General features: G+C 39.9%; 13 protein-coding genes and 1 CRISPR repeat array. Of the genes, 11 read left to right on the top strand and 2 right to left on the bottom strand.

Annotation, left to right across the window (positions count from 1 at the left end):
• The first annotated feature begins 226 nt into the window (after nt 1-226).
• From ACZ5YP_RS01060 to ACZ5YP_RS01030, 7 genes are all read left to right on the top strand, one after another.
• Nucleotides 227-1,084, top strand: coding sequence for a hypothetical protein (locus ACZ5YP_RS01060; protein WP_464835401.1), 858 nt, complete (start codon nt 227-229; stop codon nt 1,082-1,084).
• Nucleotides 1,081-3,648: a hypothetical protein gene (locus tag ACZ5YP_RS01055; protein ID WP_464835400.1), complete on the top strand. Its 2,568-nt coding sequence runs from the start codon at nt 1,081-1,083 to the stop codon at nt 3,646-3,648. The genes ACZ5YP_RS01060 and ACZ5YP_RS01055 overlap by 4 nt, the downstream gene beginning before the upstream one ends.
• Nucleotides 3,649-3,650: 2 nt before the next feature.
• Nucleotides 3,651-4,073, top strand: coding sequence for an ATP-binding cassette domain-containing protein (locus tag ACZ5YP_RS01050; protein WP_464835399.1), 423 nt, complete (start codon nt 3,651-3,653; stop codon nt 4,071-4,073).
• On the top strand, nt 4,060-4,353 hold the full coding sequence (locus tag ACZ5YP_RS01045; protein ID WP_464835398.1) for a P-loop NTPase family protein: 294 nt from the start codon (nt 4,060-4,062) through the stop codon (nt 4,351-4,353). Before ACZ5YP_RS01050 ends, ACZ5YP_RS01045 begins: the two co-directional genes overlap by 14 nt.
• Nucleotides 4,354-4,477: 124 nt before the next feature.
• Entirely contained in the window at nt 4,478-4,657 is a 180-nt protein-coding gene (locus ACZ5YP_RS01040; protein ID WP_464835397.1) for a hypothetical protein, read from the top strand.
• Between the two features lie 209 nt (nt 4,658-4,866).
• On the top strand, nt 4,867-5,715 hold the full coding sequence (locus ACZ5YP_RS01035; protein ID WP_464835396.1) for a hypothetical protein: 849 nt from the start codon (nt 4,867-4,869) through the stop codon (nt 5,713-5,715).
• Nucleotides 5,716-6,177: 462 nt separating this feature from the next.
• Nucleotides 6,178-6,339 (top strand): hypothetical protein, encoded by a 162-nt coding sequence (locus ACZ5YP_RS01030; protein WP_342783326.1) that lies wholly within the window; start codon nt 6,178-6,180, stop codon nt 6,337-6,339.
• A 267-nt stretch (nt 6,340-6,606) separates the two neighbouring features.
• A CRISPR array of direct repeats spans nt 6,607-7,353; the repeat unit is 24 nt; unit sequence GTTGTAGTTTCTTTTAGTTGTTAC.
• Between the two features lie 252 nt (nt 7,354-7,605).
• Here the strand turns inward: ACZ5YP_RS01030 and ACZ5YP_RS01025 are convergent.
• Both ACZ5YP_RS01025 and csa3 read right to left on the bottom strand, forming a co-directional pair.
• Entirely contained in the window at nt 7,606-8,565 is a 960-nt protein-coding gene (locus tag ACZ5YP_RS01025) for a hypothetical protein (RefSeq protein ID WP_464835395.1), read from the bottom strand.
• Between the two features lie 6 nt (nt 8,566-8,571).
• Entirely contained in the window at nt 8,572-9,273 is a 702-nt protein-coding gene (gene csa3 / locus ACZ5YP_RS01020) for a CRISPR-associated CARF protein Csa3 (RefSeq protein WP_464835394.1), read from the bottom strand.
• A gap of 62 nt (nt 9,274-9,335) precedes the next feature.
• On the opposite strand from csa3, the gene ACZ5YP_RS01015 reads away from it, so the two are divergent.
• The 4 genes from ACZ5YP_RS01015 (at nt 9,336) to ACZ5YP_RS01000 (ending at nt 16,764) form a co-directional block, all read left to right on the top strand.
• Nucleotides 9,336-12,239, top strand: coding sequence for a hypothetical protein (locus ACZ5YP_RS01015; RefSeq protein WP_464835393.1), 2,904 nt, complete (start codon nt 9,336-9,338; stop codon nt 12,237-12,239).
• 97 nt (nt 12,240-12,336) lie between these two features.
• Nucleotides 12,337-13,425 (top strand): type I-D CRISPR-associated protein Cas7/Csc2, encoded by a 1,089-nt coding sequence (gene cas7d, locus ACZ5YP_RS01010; protein WP_464835392.1) that lies wholly within the window; start codon nt 12,337-12,339, stop codon nt 13,423-13,425.
• A gap of 28 nt (nt 13,426-13,453) precedes the next feature.
• Nucleotides 13,454-14,260: a hypothetical protein gene (locus ACZ5YP_RS01005; RefSeq protein ID WP_464835391.1), complete on the top strand. Its 807-nt coding sequence runs from the start codon at nt 13,454-13,456 to the stop codon at nt 14,258-14,260.
• Nucleotides 14,257-16,764, top strand: coding sequence for a DEAD/DEAH box helicase (locus ACZ5YP_RS01000; protein WP_464835390.1), 2,508 nt, complete (start codon nt 14,257-14,259; stop codon nt 16,762-16,764). The genes ACZ5YP_RS01005 and ACZ5YP_RS01000 overlap by 4 nt, the downstream gene beginning before the upstream one ends.
• The last annotated feature ends 2 nt before the right edge of the window (nt 16,765-16,766 follow it).

The following is a 16,766-nucleotide window of genomic DNA, read 5'->3' as shown; positions in this document are numbered from 1 at the left end:
TAATCATTGTTATCTTATTTTAAAGATAGCGCTCCAGTGTTTTAGAGTCTTCTTAGTATGGATAAGCCGGGTATTATGTTGCTGGCTCTAATGATTCTATTCAGTATTTTACATAAGTATTAAAATATAGATATATCCCAAGGCATGAAGTTTTAACTAAAAAATATTAATTTAAATATATATGCCAAGGAATTCCGTTTTTAACCGGAAATAAAGGTAACAGGCTATGAACTTGTCAAAGTATCTGTTCGCTGGAATGGTAACACTAGTGATAGTAGTCTCCGTAGCAGAAATAATAGCTTCAGCATTAACATTTGAGAGCTTCTATGTAGTTTCAACTGGTTTACCACTACTGCAAGAGAGGGTTGAAACACCCCAGTATATTTCTGCTGCAGCAACAACAGGGTATATCATATATTCATACCTACCAGGCCAACCAAACTACAACAACTTCATCATGCAACCACCTGTGGCCTCATACATAGATAAGGTTGGACACTGGGAAGGATCGACTTATTGGTATGCTAGAAGTCCTATGACGTCTCCATGGCTGTCACCTAATGAAGTATCGGTTTATGTAAAATGGAATTATAGAGATATGAGCAACTCGGATATCCAAAACATTGACTACCATGGATGGCTCATTGACGCCGACGCGTCATCTCAGAGTGCCAGTTTTTCACTATCCGTTAGTGGTGGAACGAATTACGCGCAAGACGGAATTACGGTTACATTCTATGATGTAACAGAAACAAGCACAACAACAGATAAGAAGATTGAAAACGGATGGCTGCGAATATCAACAGCCAGGGCAGACTATAGATCGTGGTTTAGATGGGAATGGGGAGGTGAATGGAAGATGACTGCCGCAATAGTTCCATTAATGAAGAACTCTTATCTATATGATAACAGGGCTTCCAGGATACAGTATATGATACGTCACGATATAAGTTATTGGACAGATATGACGTTATTGTGGATAACTATAAAGCATGTGAAGATACAATACATTCTAGGTGACAATATCGCAGACGGAGATGGCGTAATCACTATCACACCGGGAGTTTGGAGGGGTTCACAATGAATATTGAAAAATATAACTACTTCTTCCCCGCTTTACCGCTAGTTCTTATCATTTTATTGCATGTAGGCGTTTTCTATCTTTGTAATAGTTTTATTATAGATTACAATAGCTTGTTTTCTTCGCGAAAAATACATTTGATAATAGGTTATTCTGGTGATATAGAGAAAAACATGTTCACTAATTTGTCTAAGGATATCGTTTTTCTGGCAAGCGAATATGGTAATAAAGGAATGTTGTTCTTCGGCTACGTAGGCTGGCTTGTAGGCGTTGAAGCGGAGGTAAATGATTCGCGCTCACTCGTACTCTTCCCAGACCAGTTCTTCCATTTATGGCTAGGTAACTTTGGAAAGCCCTCGTGGCTAGACTATATAGAGAAACACTATGGATATGAAAATACATCCTACTTGATCTACTTATCCGAATCTGAGAATAGAACTGAAGTCTATAGAGCTTTGCTCTCGATACCTGGGAGTGTTTCTAATCAGAGCGTTATGGTTGTGAAAACAAACGTTGATGATTTAAAGGAGATGTTCTCGAGTATTTTGTATGGACGTAGGGATGTCTACTTGTTTCTACCAGTTTCAGCGCCTGCTACAGAGCTGTATCGGCAAATAATGCTAGATGTATCCGCTGTAAATAGTGGGGAACCTAAACCCGTGCTTTACTTGTCCATGTTTGCGTTCTCAACGTATACGAATAATGGGCAAATACTAATCGATCCTGAAGCCATAAGATCATTCCTTAGTAACGCATCACGTATAATAGCCGGGTACGGATATAGCCCTGTGATAATCGACCGTGTATCGCAAAAGCTACAGTCTTATATATTATCTCTTCAGACCATGCTTACTGTCTACACCATCGTGTTTTTAGCGTTTTCTGTAGCTGTACTCGCATATACGTACCTGGTTTACCGCTCAAAGTGGCTGCCAAGCTACTACAAGTACATACGGTTGATTTCAAGTATGGGATATTCTCCAAAACACATTAAGAAGAAGGCATTGCTTTCTACGATAACAGTGTTGACAGCCACTATCTTATCGATTTTCGCCACGTATAACACGTTGCTTAGAACAATCGTGTTCTACGGATACGACTCTGCTATCCTGCCCATATTAATAGCAATATCCTTGACAATTATACTATACAATTTATTCCTCTATAAAGCATTAGTTGACACAATAAAGTATGGAGCAACTGGTTCTTCAACTAAAATTAAGTTCCTTCTGTTTACAGTACCACTTTTCCTAGTGTTCTTACTAAGATCATACCATATAACCGGTGTTTTTGGAAGGATATTCGGCGCCGCTATTCTATTAAATCTCGCTTTACTGTTCATCCTGCTACTGGTATACGACAATAGATTCTTCAGTAGACTCATATACAGGACTGCCAGGGTTTCAAGCACTGCGAGCGCAACATTCTTAACCACGATAATATTTTTCTCTGTCCTGTCCCCTGTTATCGGTACATATACGCTCACAATCGGTTCGGAAGAGTTGATCAGGTTTTACTTTCCTTTAGACAAAGGTATCGACAGGGTACTGATTATACCAAGCCATACGAGTCTGAGAGATCTTGCTAGTTTAGAGGAGAAGTTGGAGTCTAGTAAATGGTACCTCACAACAGAGTTGCATATACAAAGAATTGATGATAAAGAGTTTATACAGGTAAAAACAGAGAAAGGTACTGGTCAATTCATTGCTGAAACGACCTTTATGATGAAGATTCCACTAATCATTGTTTCCGATGAGTTAATGGATTCGCTTGGCTATAAGGACTACAATTACCTTTTATTCGTATCCCAGTACTCGCCATATGTTGACGAGCTATCCAAGCTTATAAACGGCAGAGATTATGTAAATGTCTCGCTGATTCCCGTTGAATCTCTACTGTGGGAATACCCGGTAATCAACATGGTTGTTGAGAGAGGAACTCTTGTTAACACCGGTTTTCCGCTATGGATAATAGGATACAACCCCGAGGGAGAATCGATAGAGTCATACACTACTCTAATGGATTACTTTAATAATGCTTTCGTTGTTAGAGATAGCTACTTCAAAGAAAAGCTGGGTGCGAATTCATCTTCGTGGTATGTAGATATTATAGGTGTAGTTAACCCCCGTCATATTCCTGAGGGGGGTTTCGTGGTTGACTATAGGGCTTTGGCGAAGAGTTTTGCAGAGGAGCTTGGTGGCGTAACACCCAGCATTATACCCCTACTCTTCATATTGAGTTTTCTGTTGATGATGCTTGCCAGCTACCTTTACTATCACGATATAAATATGGTTATTCAGAAGAAAGTAAAACTCTTGATATCGCATGGGGTTACTGGTAGGGATATTGTTAGAGGAGAGCTTCTAGGCAATATAGTTGGTGCTGTCATAGCGTTCTCCATTGTGGTTGGGTATATGTATAGTGTTGGGAGAGCAGTATTGTTCCCCGTATTGAATACCTTTACCTTGCTTTTAATCATATCTATTGCTCTATCCATTTTTGTCCTTGGTGTAGCATTCTGTTTGAAAACAACCACTAGGCTGATTAAGACCGTGTCGGGTGGTTAGGTATGGGTGAAAAGGAGTCGCCTATAGCTAGAATCGCCAGCATAAAGCTCGAGAATGTAACTGTAAGGTACCCTGGAAATGTTGATGCATTAAAGTCGCTGTCACTCGTCTTCGAGCCAGGGATATACATATTAGTAGGGCCTAATGGTAGCGGGAAGACTACATTACTGGATGTCGCTGCCGGTATCCGGAAGCCTTCTACGGGGAGAGTGGTCGTCAATGACGCAATCAATCTTTATGGACTGGATGAAGAGACTCGGGCGAGTATAAGGAGAGAAACAATAGCATATATGCTCCAGGAAGATATTTTCCTCGACCACCTGAACGTAGTTGAGAACTTGAAATTCTTTTTCAAGACCATAGATGAGAGTGAAGTAGTGGCACTCATGAAGAAACTAGGGGTAGGGTCGCTTGCCAGCCGCTGATCCGGCCGCCTTAAGTGGTGGTGAGAAACGAAAAATCAGCTTCATAAGAACCTACCTAAAGGCTGTTAATTCATCGCTGGTATTGTTAGATGAACCAACTTCTCACATGGATGCAGATAGTGTTAATGTAGTCAAAGATATGATACTTGAGCTCTGGGAACGCGATAAAAAGAAAATTATTATAATAGCCACACACGATCTTGAACTAAAGAGCATTGCACACGTACATATAGAGTTGAGGGCTGGCCGCCTCGAAAAAGTAGAAAAACAGCTGACATAACCTAACATCACCCTCTTTTAGCCCCTGCCCCACATAGGGCAGGTCCAAAGCTATGGATGCCTTCTTTGGGAGCGTGATGGGTGTTTCTACAAGGGCCTGCATCAAGTATTTCACCACGCCTGCGATGCTTCGACAATCCTTAAACACTTTCTCCCGCTCTACATGTGCTCTACGTGCTGTGCATGTCCTCGACTTGCTTGCCTCGTCTGCATATATGAGCTTGAGGTATATTGGGAGAACGCTCATAGCCATAGGTATAGCTGTTTTCGCCCTACTCGCAGCTAAGCCGGCTGAGATGCTGTAGCTAAGCAACGCAAGCACTATAATCTTGTTACCTCCTCCCCGCTCTGAAATGCGGGGCTTTCAGTTGTAAAAAGTATAATAAGTTGGTGTTGCCATAATATTCCGCGGGAGTAACCTGTGAAGAAGGGTATAATTCCTTTACTAATTATTGCAGCCATATTATTGGTTCCAGCATTAACTGCCAGCTCAAACTATACATGCATTGCTTCGGTGATTAATAAGTACGGCCCCGTTGTTATTTACTCCGAGAATAGTGTGATAATATACGCGTTCGACGAAGGCTTCTTCAACTACACTTATAGAAACGTGTATGTCTACATCACAAGTAACTATATTATCGAGGGTGAAGATAGAATCCCCGAACTATACAATATAACCTATAAGTATCTACCAGTAAACCCGTATGAATTAAACTTAAGCACTGCAAAAGCAGATACTTGGAGAGAAGAGCAAATCGCTAACCTCTTCAACGAGAAAACAGGTTATCCAATAGTTAAAGGAGTAGGGGAATACGACGGCACGATTCTAATAGTTATAGCGAATACAAATGCGGGGCTTGACGAACTCGTCGCCATTGGTAGGGAGGTATCGGGGAAGTATAATGGGAAAGTAGAGATCATTGAGATGAGCCCCTTTGAAGGGTTCTTTAACGGGGAATATAATGAATCACTGATAGCTTCAGAAGCCAAGAAGATTGTTGAGGAAAACGGTTTGACAAGTGTTGTGACCGGCATAGGTGGATGGATTCCAGCGTTTAGAATATATGCTATCTTAGAGCTTGACTCAGACGCGTTAAAGGCCATCGCAGAAAGCAAGCATGTTAATGCAACTAAGCTGATCCAAGATATTATAGACAAATTGAGAGAAAGAATACCTGAGGAAATACCATTATCCATTATCGTTAAGAAGAAAGGCGAAGTAAAGTTCCTAGAAAATTATGGGAAGAACGAGATCGATATCACTCCCCCTAACTATGGAGCACTACAGTGGATTATCGTTACTGTCCCAGTAATCGCATTGCCACCAGCCGTGTACTGGTGGTTTTCAAAAAGATGGTAATTTCTACCCCGCAACCTTGTATATAAGCTGACCCCCGGCCCCCACTATGCCCTGGCACGCTGTATGGGGCTGGGCGTCTGGTGGTGATGTGTCTTATGTAATCCCCCTGTGTTTTCATTGGGCTTCTTGGTGGATTTCATGCCGGAGACCAGACTCTCCAGCGGGTTTCTTAGGGGTCTCCGCCAGATTTCTTAAGAGTCTCCGCTGGATTTCCCCGGGGTTTCAATGAAATAATACCGTGCGATTCCATGCTGGAATCCCCTAGGAGCCCGCCAGAAATCCTAGACCACATCGCCAGGGGCCTCCGACACGGACCAGGGGTTTCCGGGAGTCTCAGGTATAAAAAGTATACGCCTCCAGGGATTATTTGATGATATCCCCCGGGATTTATAGGCGGTTTCCCCAGGGAAGCCCGCCCGGCATCTAAGGGGTCTCCAGCATGGAATCCCTTTTGCAGCCGGCATGATAGGGAGCCCTCCTGGCTGGCCAAGGGGACAACGCGAAGTCCTTGCTAAGCTACCTAGGTATGATTACCACTGTAGCGTAGACTTCGAGAACCCGGTAATCGGAGAGAGGAGGAAGTATATCGACAGTGGTACTGTAAACCGTGAAGCACGGGTTTAAGGTAACGTTAACCAACATGAGTGATACAAACAGCCTTGAAAGGAGTTGATTACCCCGACACGGTGTGAAAGCAGTGTTTGTGGAGAGCGTGGAGTGCTGTCTACCGCCCTGCTATATATCCTGCTACTGCTTGAACTTGAAGAGCTTCTTCAGGCGCTCCCTAACTTTTGCTCTAAGCCTAGGAGAATCTACTGCCAAGATGATAGGGCTTACGTAAAGACGGTTGAGGAATAGAGTCCTGACGAGGATATTAAATTACTAGGGGCAGTTGTAGTTTCTTTTAGTTGTTACCATCGCTGACATATCCAAGTAGTTTACCGAACCCCAATTTTTAGTTGTAGTTTCTTTTAGTTGTTACAGAGTAAGAGATCACACCAGGCAAATAGCAGGCATTACAACGTTGTAGTTTCTTTTAGTTGTTACATATTGTATCCCTGCTGTACCAGCTTCTCCCATGTCTTCTTTATTGTTGTAGTTTCTTTTAGTTGTTACTTCAACCAGCCTAGACGAAGTGATATACTGGTTCTCAAGTTGTAGTTTCTTTTAGTTGTTACACGGGTGGAAGAAACATGTCCCAAGCACAAATCCCCAAATCCCAGTTGTAGTTTCTTTTAGTTGTTACCTTGTAGCGTTGATGCTTAATTCACTCATATTCTTCGTTGTAGTTTCTTTTAGTTGTTACAAGTCCCCGTGATAATTAATATCTGCACCAGGTTTTTAAGTTGTAGTTTCTTTTAGTTGTTACAAGTCCCCGTGATAATTAATATCTGCACCAGGTTTTTAAGTTGTAGTTTCTTTTAGTTGTTACGATGTCTGGTGGAGAGTAGATGTGTATTCGGGGGCGACTGTTGTAGTTTCTTTTAGTTGTTACGGTATCTCAATCCTGGTGACCTCTATGCCGTCTGGAGATATAGTTGTAGTTTCTTTTAGTTGTTACCTTGACAACCCGTAGAGCAGTAGCATCCCGTTCACATAGGTGAAGCTCACCGGGTTGTAGTTTCTTTTAGTTGTTACTGGTTATTGATTTCTCGTGGAGGGTTTTAAAGGTTTTCTATTGGAGTCTATTCCCCGCCATACCCCCAATAGAAACCAGGGAAACATTGAAAAATCAATAATAAACAACATTTACTTTATATTGTGTCCATAGTGGCTTTTAGTATTAACTGGTATTTCTTCACTCATATAATTCCCTGTCATAGCTCCAATAAAGATCAGGGAAACATGGAATACCATGAAGTATTTAAAATTAAAAATAGTATTGATAGGTTACTGTTGGTTTATGGAGATAGTTGTGTGGCCAAAACCTGTTGCTCGCCCATCTCCTACTCCGTAGACTTGTGCTAGTATTATTGATTTAGCGAGGAGGTTTGTGAAGTCCAGGTTGTGTTTTAATTCTAGTGATTTTTTGATGTGGTTTAGTAATTGTGTATCTATGTAGTACTTGGTATAGCCTATAAGTGCTGGTAGGGGTTTCGCATCGTATATATACCATACTAGGTTAATCGTTTTGAGTGCTGTGTAGGGTATGTCGAATGCTGATTTTACATAAACCATGCACTTCTTGAAGAGACTGGTTTTATATCTACCAGTGTCTAGTAAAGCCATGTAGAAGGGTGTGGAAAAAACTGCTTCTGGTAGAGGGAAGAACAGTTTCTTCTTCTTCCATCGAGCGATTGCAAGAGGGTCTTTTAACAGGGTTGGTGATTCAAAAACTATTTTTAGATACCCATTACTTGATGATTCCAAAATACTCTCTATTCTTTCAGCTTCCCTCTCAATATCTATGTATTTTACCTCGAAGTCCAACCGGTTAATAGCTACTGTTTCACTGCCAAAATCAAAACGGTCTACATTAGATAAACCAAGTAAAACAAGGTTTAGTAGAGATGCATTTGTACCAATATAGAAGAAGTATTCTCTGCCAGCTTTTAATTCAATTGGCTTGATTCTATTTATACCTGGAGGTTTACTTGTTGAACCAGTAGGTATGTATCTAGTGTAAACGGGTTCCATCTGCTTTTCTCCAGTCTTCTCATTCTGCTTATAAGTGTAGAGAGGTGTTATATGAATAGGTTTCGGCCCCTCTCTTCTAGTAAATATCTCTTCTAGTAGTGGATTAGAGTTTATGAGGAGTGATTTAACGAGTTTAGCAGTATAGTCTTTCACTACTAGATTCTGCTCGAAAACTATGGTAGCTCTAATTAAAACTGGGTTTTCCATGTGCAAATGTGATCACTCTTGAATCTCTAATAAGAGCTCTCCTAGAGGAGTTAGTCTATAGATTTGTTTTTTACCCTTTAAGGTATAGGTTACAAGCCCCCTTTCTCTTAGTTTACCCAGGAGTTTTCTCACTGTCACCTCGCTTCTTCCAATAGCTAGTTCTTCAAATCCTGCTTCACCACGAGCTTTGAGTTCTCTAAGTAATTCTCTCTGTATTTCTGTAATTGCTTTTAGATCTATTTTTAAAACCTCTATTGGAACAGTGTAGAAAACAGGTCTATCTTCTCTCGAGAGCTTTATTTCTACTTGAATACCAAGTGAGCTCAAAAGCTTTGCAATTACTAGTGTGGCGATAATTAAAACTCTCATACCGCCGGTAAGGTAAAATTTATATCTCTCCCCACGGAATTCTTCTAGTGTTTTTGCTATGTCTCTGCAGATATGTATAAAGTCTCGCTCTGTATCAACCTCTCTATAGTATATACTTGATACTCCAGCCATACCTAGAAAACTCTCTACTTGTCTCAGAGCCTCGCTCACCCTTTTAGCAACATATTCTGTCTCGGGTTTACCAGCTATGAGGAGAACAATGTCTGATTCAGAAACACCTTCTTCGACGAGTGGTCTTATTACAAACTCGGGACTCCAGCCAAATGTGAACACTAATATCCTTCTATCCTTGCTATCAGTCATTTCATCATGACTCTCAATCATAAATCCTACCCAGGTAAAAATATATAAACCCGGGGGTAATATTTTTTAGTAGGGCGACCCCGATGAGTAATTATAGCTATGTAGACATGCTCATTGAGGAACTATATGGACTTCTAGAACCAGAACACCTCTTCTCAAGGGCGAAGGAGTATAGTTGGCAAACATTCTTTCACCACTGTGTTTCAACAGCTCTCATATCATATAGACTGGGTTTAATAATCAAGAAAAACGCATACTCTACAATTAAATTAGCTATTGAATCCATGGAGAGAAGTCTTGGAATAGAATATGAAAAACTACTCTTTCTAGCCGGAGTAGCACACGACTATGTGAAGCTATTCGGTAAAGAGGAGAAAACAGGTGAAGAAGTAATAAGAAACATTCTTTCAGAGCTACTCGACAAATGGTTTGTATCTAAAAAAGAAGCCATCATATCAAAAATACTATTAATTGCAAAAGCCGTTGAGGGGCGAAGTGTACCCGAGTTAGAGGAAGAATACATCATATATGTAGCACCTATAGTCGAAATTGCGGATAAGTTAATGAGTATAGACTCCGTGGACGAAGCCATTCTATACCTTTACAGGTCTATTGAAGAGTTAAAACTAAAAGATTACGGAGTGAGATTCGGCTATATAAAAACATCTACTTCTTCCATTCTCCTAGCAAAAATCTCCGAGAAAATAATAGATATTATTAGTAGTCATGGATGGATACCACTAGTTACATACTACAATGGAGTAGTCTTCGTTGGAGATAGAAGTGCTACAAATATTCCGGGAAGAGAGATCCAAGAGGTTGTTGAAAAAGAAGTAATAAGTGTCTTCGAACCGGAAACTCAAATCCGGGAATTAATAACACTTCTTCAAAAGAAGCAAATAAAAAAGTTGTATGGACTATTAGAACAGACAGGTGCTAGTAAAATCCTATCTATTGACAAAGAAGAATATACAGACCCTATACAAGTATACCACGACTTCATCGTCAAATACATAAAGGGAGTTTCAATCCAAGAGCTAAATTCGAGTTTCTCTAAAGTCAAAAATAAACTGGGTCAAACAAGAGGATCCCTTATCGACCCTCGAAGCCTTGCAACGGGTCTTGGCAGGGGCTCGGTTTGGTTTAGTGACAAACTAAGATCAATGATCGTCTCTAAAGATGTCTTAGTTAACATAATCCTCACACAAGATAAAGAGAACAGATTTCTCCTACTTTCATATATAATTGCATTCTCTTCAAAAGAAGAAGAGGTAGTAGGGAATATTCTTAGAAGAGTTTTCGGTGTATTCCTTCCACCTAAACTCGATCCAGAACTACTACGTATTATAGCCATTGCAGAGGTTTATAGAAACCTCGAGAGAGAAGATGTTATTAGAAAACTCGTTGAATCCGTTTTAGATGAACTTAAGGCCTCTCAAGATATTGGCTATTACGTCTCACGATTCATTGCTTCTACATTGAAGAGTGATATAATTGATATGAGTTCTCTAAATTCGCTTGAGACGCTATTGGAGGGGGCTAGGAAAGCAGTTAACTACTGTAGAATCTGTAATGAGCCTTTGTTGTCTAATTCAATAAGGTTTATAGAGTATACACGGGTAATAGGAAGGGGTGGTGGTGGATCCGAGATATGGCTTCATGATGATCCACCCCTTGTATCTCTTGAAGATATCGCTACAAATAAGCCTATTAGGTATATATGTCCACTTTGCTATTATGAAGCTATTCAGTTAAGAGAGGGGTGCATTCCCTCTTTCTTTGTTGTTGCATTGCACCCAGTTGTATCTTATGATTTATGGCTGTATGTAAAGAATAAACTGGTTACTCTTCAATACCTTTATAGCTTCATCAATAGAGATCCGTTCAAGATAGCAGAAGTATATAAAAGTGTTGTAGAGACTATGAAGGTTACCCAAGATGTAATTAGTGCGTTGACAGCTAAAAAGCCCGGAGAAGGTAAATTAACAACTCTCTTCGACCATCTCGGTGCCAAAGTGATAATACCTCTAGGTACTAATATGTCTGTAAGAAAGCGCGATGTAGCCATGGCACTTGCACTAGCTCCATTTGTCATGTCTGCTGCAGGCGGTGGACAAGTAGCCTTAGTGAGTAATATCACCGGATTGTATAGTATGGGTCAAGAATACACACCGGTTATAATGCCGCATAATCCACCAATAGTACTATCTATAGTAGAGTGTTTCGAGAAGATAAAGATAAAAGCTAGGATAGATAAAAGACCAATGAAGCTAAGTGAGTATAAAGTCTACAATACTTCATATATAGCACTATTAGAAACCCTGTTTATATATGGATTAAAACTATTTGGCTGGTATGCTAGGTGGAAGAAGACTGGACGGGGGAAGATAGACGATTACGCATTGGACTTATATGAATACACTTCATCTATACCCTATACTCCACTAGCTCTGGTTGCTCCTCCACCCATGAGACTTGATCCCAGGTCGGGGGATGAGCCCCTTCCATATTACAGTTTAATCTCTTCAATGTCTCGAAAGGTGGAGTCCTATATGGCCCAGGTATATAAATCCATAGAGGGTAAAGAGCCCACATTAAACAAAGCGTTATACATATATGCAAAGTCTTTAAAAGAGATAAGAGATAACTTGTCAAAACACACAGTGCAAAAACCCTTGAGAAAGGCTATTAATTTCATTGTTGAGTACGCGTCTGTTATAGGGAGCGAAGACGCTAAAAAACTAGCTGGAGACAATTTCATTAGTGTCTTAGAGATTAGTCTAGGAGTAAATCTAAGCAATGTGAAAAAGAAGATCGAAGATAAAGAGGTTTCATATGCCCAAATACTCAGAAAAACCTTTGAAGATATAGCAGATGTAATCATCAACCTCATGGATAAACTACCACCAGGAAAACTCTCAAAGTTCATAGAGGTTTTACTAGACGTTGCATACGAGAAATATAAGAGTATTCAAAAAGAGCAGTAGCGGTGAAACTCGTGTTTAAAACTAGTTTTTATTTACTTGCCTCCACCCCGCCCACCTTCCATGTATTGGCATGGAGGGTGGGTAAGGGGGTGAGAGGTTGTCGATCCCCCAGTCGAAATTTAATTTAGATAGTATAGGTAGAAGTATCTTTGAGCAAGAATACGAGAAGATAGTAAATTGGTGTATTAAGCGAGATGAAGTTAATAAACTAAACGCATTGCCGAAGGGAAGAGTAGCAAATGTATTCATAGTGATAGAACCAGTATCGAGACTAATTATAAGACACGAACAGGAGACAACAGACGTAACAACTATACCTACATATGTAGGTGCAATAGTTCCCGCAATACTTAATACAAAGCTACAATCCGGCTCGATGAGAAGGCAGTTATTGACTATTCTACATGAATGGTTTGAAAGAAACAAGACTATAGCTGGAAAAGAACTTGGAATAACCAGTTACACATGCGCAATGAGACCACATTTAAAACAAGCAAGAGAAAAACAAGCTCCAGAAGAGTTTGAGGGATATTGTGGCGAATGTCCAAACTGCTTGATATTTGGCTATGCTGTACAAGAGGGCGGCGGCTACAATGTTAAATCACGGGTTGAAGGAGACATATATGTAGGTGTAGTGCCCCAGGAGCAGAGTATTGTAAGTGTAACGTTTAACGCTGTAGACGATATTGCCAAGACGACTTATAGACCCGAAGCGACGGGAGAAGCTAGAACAGGAGCACTCTACGAATTTAGAATGATCGAGGTTGGCACCCCCTTTGTGGGTAAGCTATCTTTGAAAGACATGACATTTGCAGAGCTCTTGTTGACACTGGTGGCACTTGCGAGAACGACTAGAATAGGAGGTAGAAAAACACACTTTGGAGAGATAAAAATACATATTCCAGCCATACTCTTCAGTAAATACGAAATTGGAAGCGGATATGAAATAGCCAATAGAATACTCCTTAGACATTCTGGTAAACGAGTAACTATTGAAGAAACAATAAATGAAGTAGTAGAATACGTTAGTAGATTCAAAGACCATGGTATTCTAGTACTCGACAGAGAACTAGGAGACAAGCTCAGATCACTAGGTGAACGAGAACTAGACACTGTAGTTCTACAAGCTTGGAAAGACGTGTTGATATTGAAGAAGAGCCTCGACGAATTCGTAGGCAAGAAATAACTCTACTAAATTAACAGAGGATCTAGCAATGCTGAGAGTATATGTTGCAGATATGGAGTTGCACGGAGTACTACTATTCGCGTCAGAGCAGAGACCATCTCTTGCAGAAGAAGGAGGCCCCGTGATTGTAACTGGGCATTTTATCCATAACTACCCCTTAATCTATGGGTTGATTGGTAAAAACGTAGAAGCCTATGCGGTCATCCCCTCGCTTCACTTTTTAACATACAAAGACCTCAAGGAATCACCCTTTACCTCCGAGCTGGCGCGAGAACCATTACGCTATTCTACTGTTGAAGAGCAACTTGAAAACCTCCGTACAGGCAAACAAGCCATATACGCATTCCCCGCGTTTCCATTGAAAGCAACGCCAAAAAAGTTTTTTATGCAAGCTCAGGGCTCAGGCTATGTAGAAGTTCGTGGTGCATTGAAAACAGTGTACCCTAGGCTTGAACACTACATAGCACTAATCCCTCCTTCAAAGTTCAGAACAGTAATACTAACAAACGACTTCGAGCTACCGAGAACTATGTATATTAGAATCGGTATGAAGAGAATGGGTTTATTCAAAATAGAACTGAGAGAAGCCGAAATATATAGTAGAATCGAAGAGCCTAGATGGACTAATATACCTGTAAATCTCTACGATGTATCCCTCTTCGGCTATGATCCACTAGATGTAATGAAGATAATGGAAACACGGTCTAAACCACCAAATAAGTTCTCAGCGTCTGTTATAGGTTATATTCGATCAAGAAACCTCTATTCAATACTTGATCAACGGGATGAATATTATATTCCACTGCCACAAAAACTCGTAGGTAAGGGCAGATGAATAGCACATTGAATAACGATATCTCATTTTATGTATCACCATTATTCATAAAACTCTCCAAGGAGGAGATTGCTCTAAAAGAAGGCTTTAAAATAAGACTTAGGGATTTTCAATATGAGCTTTTAAAGAGGTTTTACAACCGCGAGGAGAGAGAGGTAATCATTGTAAAAGCACCGACAGGGAGTGGGAAAACATTATCGCTATTAATACCCCTTATTGCAAACATAAAATCATCTAATTGGATGTATCATGGCTCAGTCGGTATTTATCCATCGAGAGAACTGGCTAGAGATCAGTTTATCTCGATCTACAATCTGCTACTAAAAATAGGGGCTGAGCCCGTAGATATTAGAGATTTCTACAGTGAACTCAAGTCTATCATGGAAGAAGAGAGGGGATTGCTCAATGAGTACATAAGAATAGTAAAGATTTATCTCGGGAGCGATGAACCAGTCTATATAACTCTTCTATTGATTTCATCAGAGTCTCTAAAAGATATTAGAGGAGTTCTCTCTAGACACGTTGAATGTATGAATAGCAATAAGGAGATCTTAGACTACTTATACAGGAAGACTATTCGAAAGGCTTTTAGAGTAATATTTACTGTTCCAGAATATCCATACCTACTTTCAACAAGTGTCTACAGGGATTTCCATAATGCTGGTATATGGCTACACGCAGTGCTCATTGAATTAAAACGATTTTTAAAAATACTTGATTCAAGAGATAGAGAAGTATTTAAAAAATGGCTTGAAGAGATAGAAGTCGATATTGACCGTGGAAGGCTGTTTGAATCATATTATACTAGTAGAGAGTTCTTGAAGGATTTAGCAGACCTATTCCTTCTCTTCCGTTTACCAGTATTCTTCGACGAATTCCATCTCTACACCGGGTTTTCACTAGCCTCATTTATGGCACTACTTTATATTTATCTAGTAGAGAGAGGTATAGGGAAGATTATAATATCTTCTGCTACTCCAGAGAAGACTATTCTAGTTAAGGGTAAGAGAAAAGACTTTCTCGACTTAGTGAAGAAATTGGCATTGCTAATGAAGTATAATGTAGTAGAAGTGACAGCTGATACCTCTACTGAGCCTGGCGAAGACTACGATCAAGTCCGCAAGAAAACCATGGTGGTAATAAAACCAATTGTTTTAAGAGGAAGACAAGTAACGGGAGCTCCCGCCTTTGGAGCTATTCAACGAGAAATACCCTCGCTCATCGGGGAGAGTGATTGGATCGAGAAATTTAAATCTATTGGTAGATCTATGATCATTGTTGACAGAGTAGCTTCTGTTCTTGAAATAGGAGATAAAATTGAAAAATTAATTGGTGAAAAACCTGTTCTTATATGCTCTATAAAGAGGCTAATACATGAAAACACCGAAGAGAGAAGAGTTGATTTGAGACAAGCTAGAATAGTCGTTGGCAACATGGCTATAGCGTTTGGTATCGACATAGAGGGCATGGATCTAGGCGTTATAGTCGCTAAAGACTATCCATCAGCACTTCAAAAAATTGGAAGAATAGGTAGGGGTAGAGGAGATAATATAGCAATAGTTTACCTACCAATACCCTTCTATAAATACCGAGATCTAGAAAAGGATAACTATTTTGAAAAACTAAATGGTAGAGAAATACCATATGTTTCGAGTCTTTCTGAAGTAGACTTCCTACGTGTTTTAAAGAAGGTATATCCGCGGCAGAGATCAGATATACTTGTAAGACATAAAGCAAGTATTTTGAGAATAGCGTTGTCTACGTGGGCTTATACACTTACAAATATTATTAGGTTGAGAACAGAGATACGTGAAGTCCTAGAAACAAGTGAAAAACTAGAAGATGTACCATATATACGTGAATACACGTTATTACTTCGAGAACTAGAAGCATTCTTTGAAATAGAAAACCTAGCAAGAAAACTAAGAAAATATGTAAAACACGGCTTATACCTGACACCACTAGGACTCTTTTATTTCTACTCGTATAGAACTATCTCCGGCGTAGTTGTTAAAAGAGAAACTAGGAATGGCGAGATTATAGAAGAAGTGATAGATCTCGTCACAGCGGGTAGAAACATTCCACTTGAATATAGACAAGGCGAGTTCTATGTGAAACCTGGAGGCAAGTTATACGAGTATACTATACTAGAAATAGAAGTAGAAGAGCAAAATAGAGAACACGTCAAGAAACCTCTTAAAATCCTAGATGGTAAAATAGTATGTTTTAAATATCTTGCGAGAACACTTGGAGGATATGCCTTTCTCTGTCAAAGCAGTAGATGCCAAGACAGCAGGGATCGCTGGCCCCTGATAATTCTCGCTGATAACTCTACTCTACAAGATCTTCCAGTGCTAGTCATAGACGCAGAGGGAGATAAAAAGAAAATTAATTTGATCGAATATTTATCTGCAACGGAGTCTGTAATACCAATTAAAATCTGTCGTGGAACAAGTGGTGGAAGCAGACAATGTGAAATCATAGGTGGTATATACCTGCTTTAGAG

It is taken from the genome of Sulfophobococcus zilligii (assembly GCF_055398255.1).
Note: the sequence above shows the minus strand (reverse complement) of the source record. Positions and strands in the feature narration are given on the sequence as shown.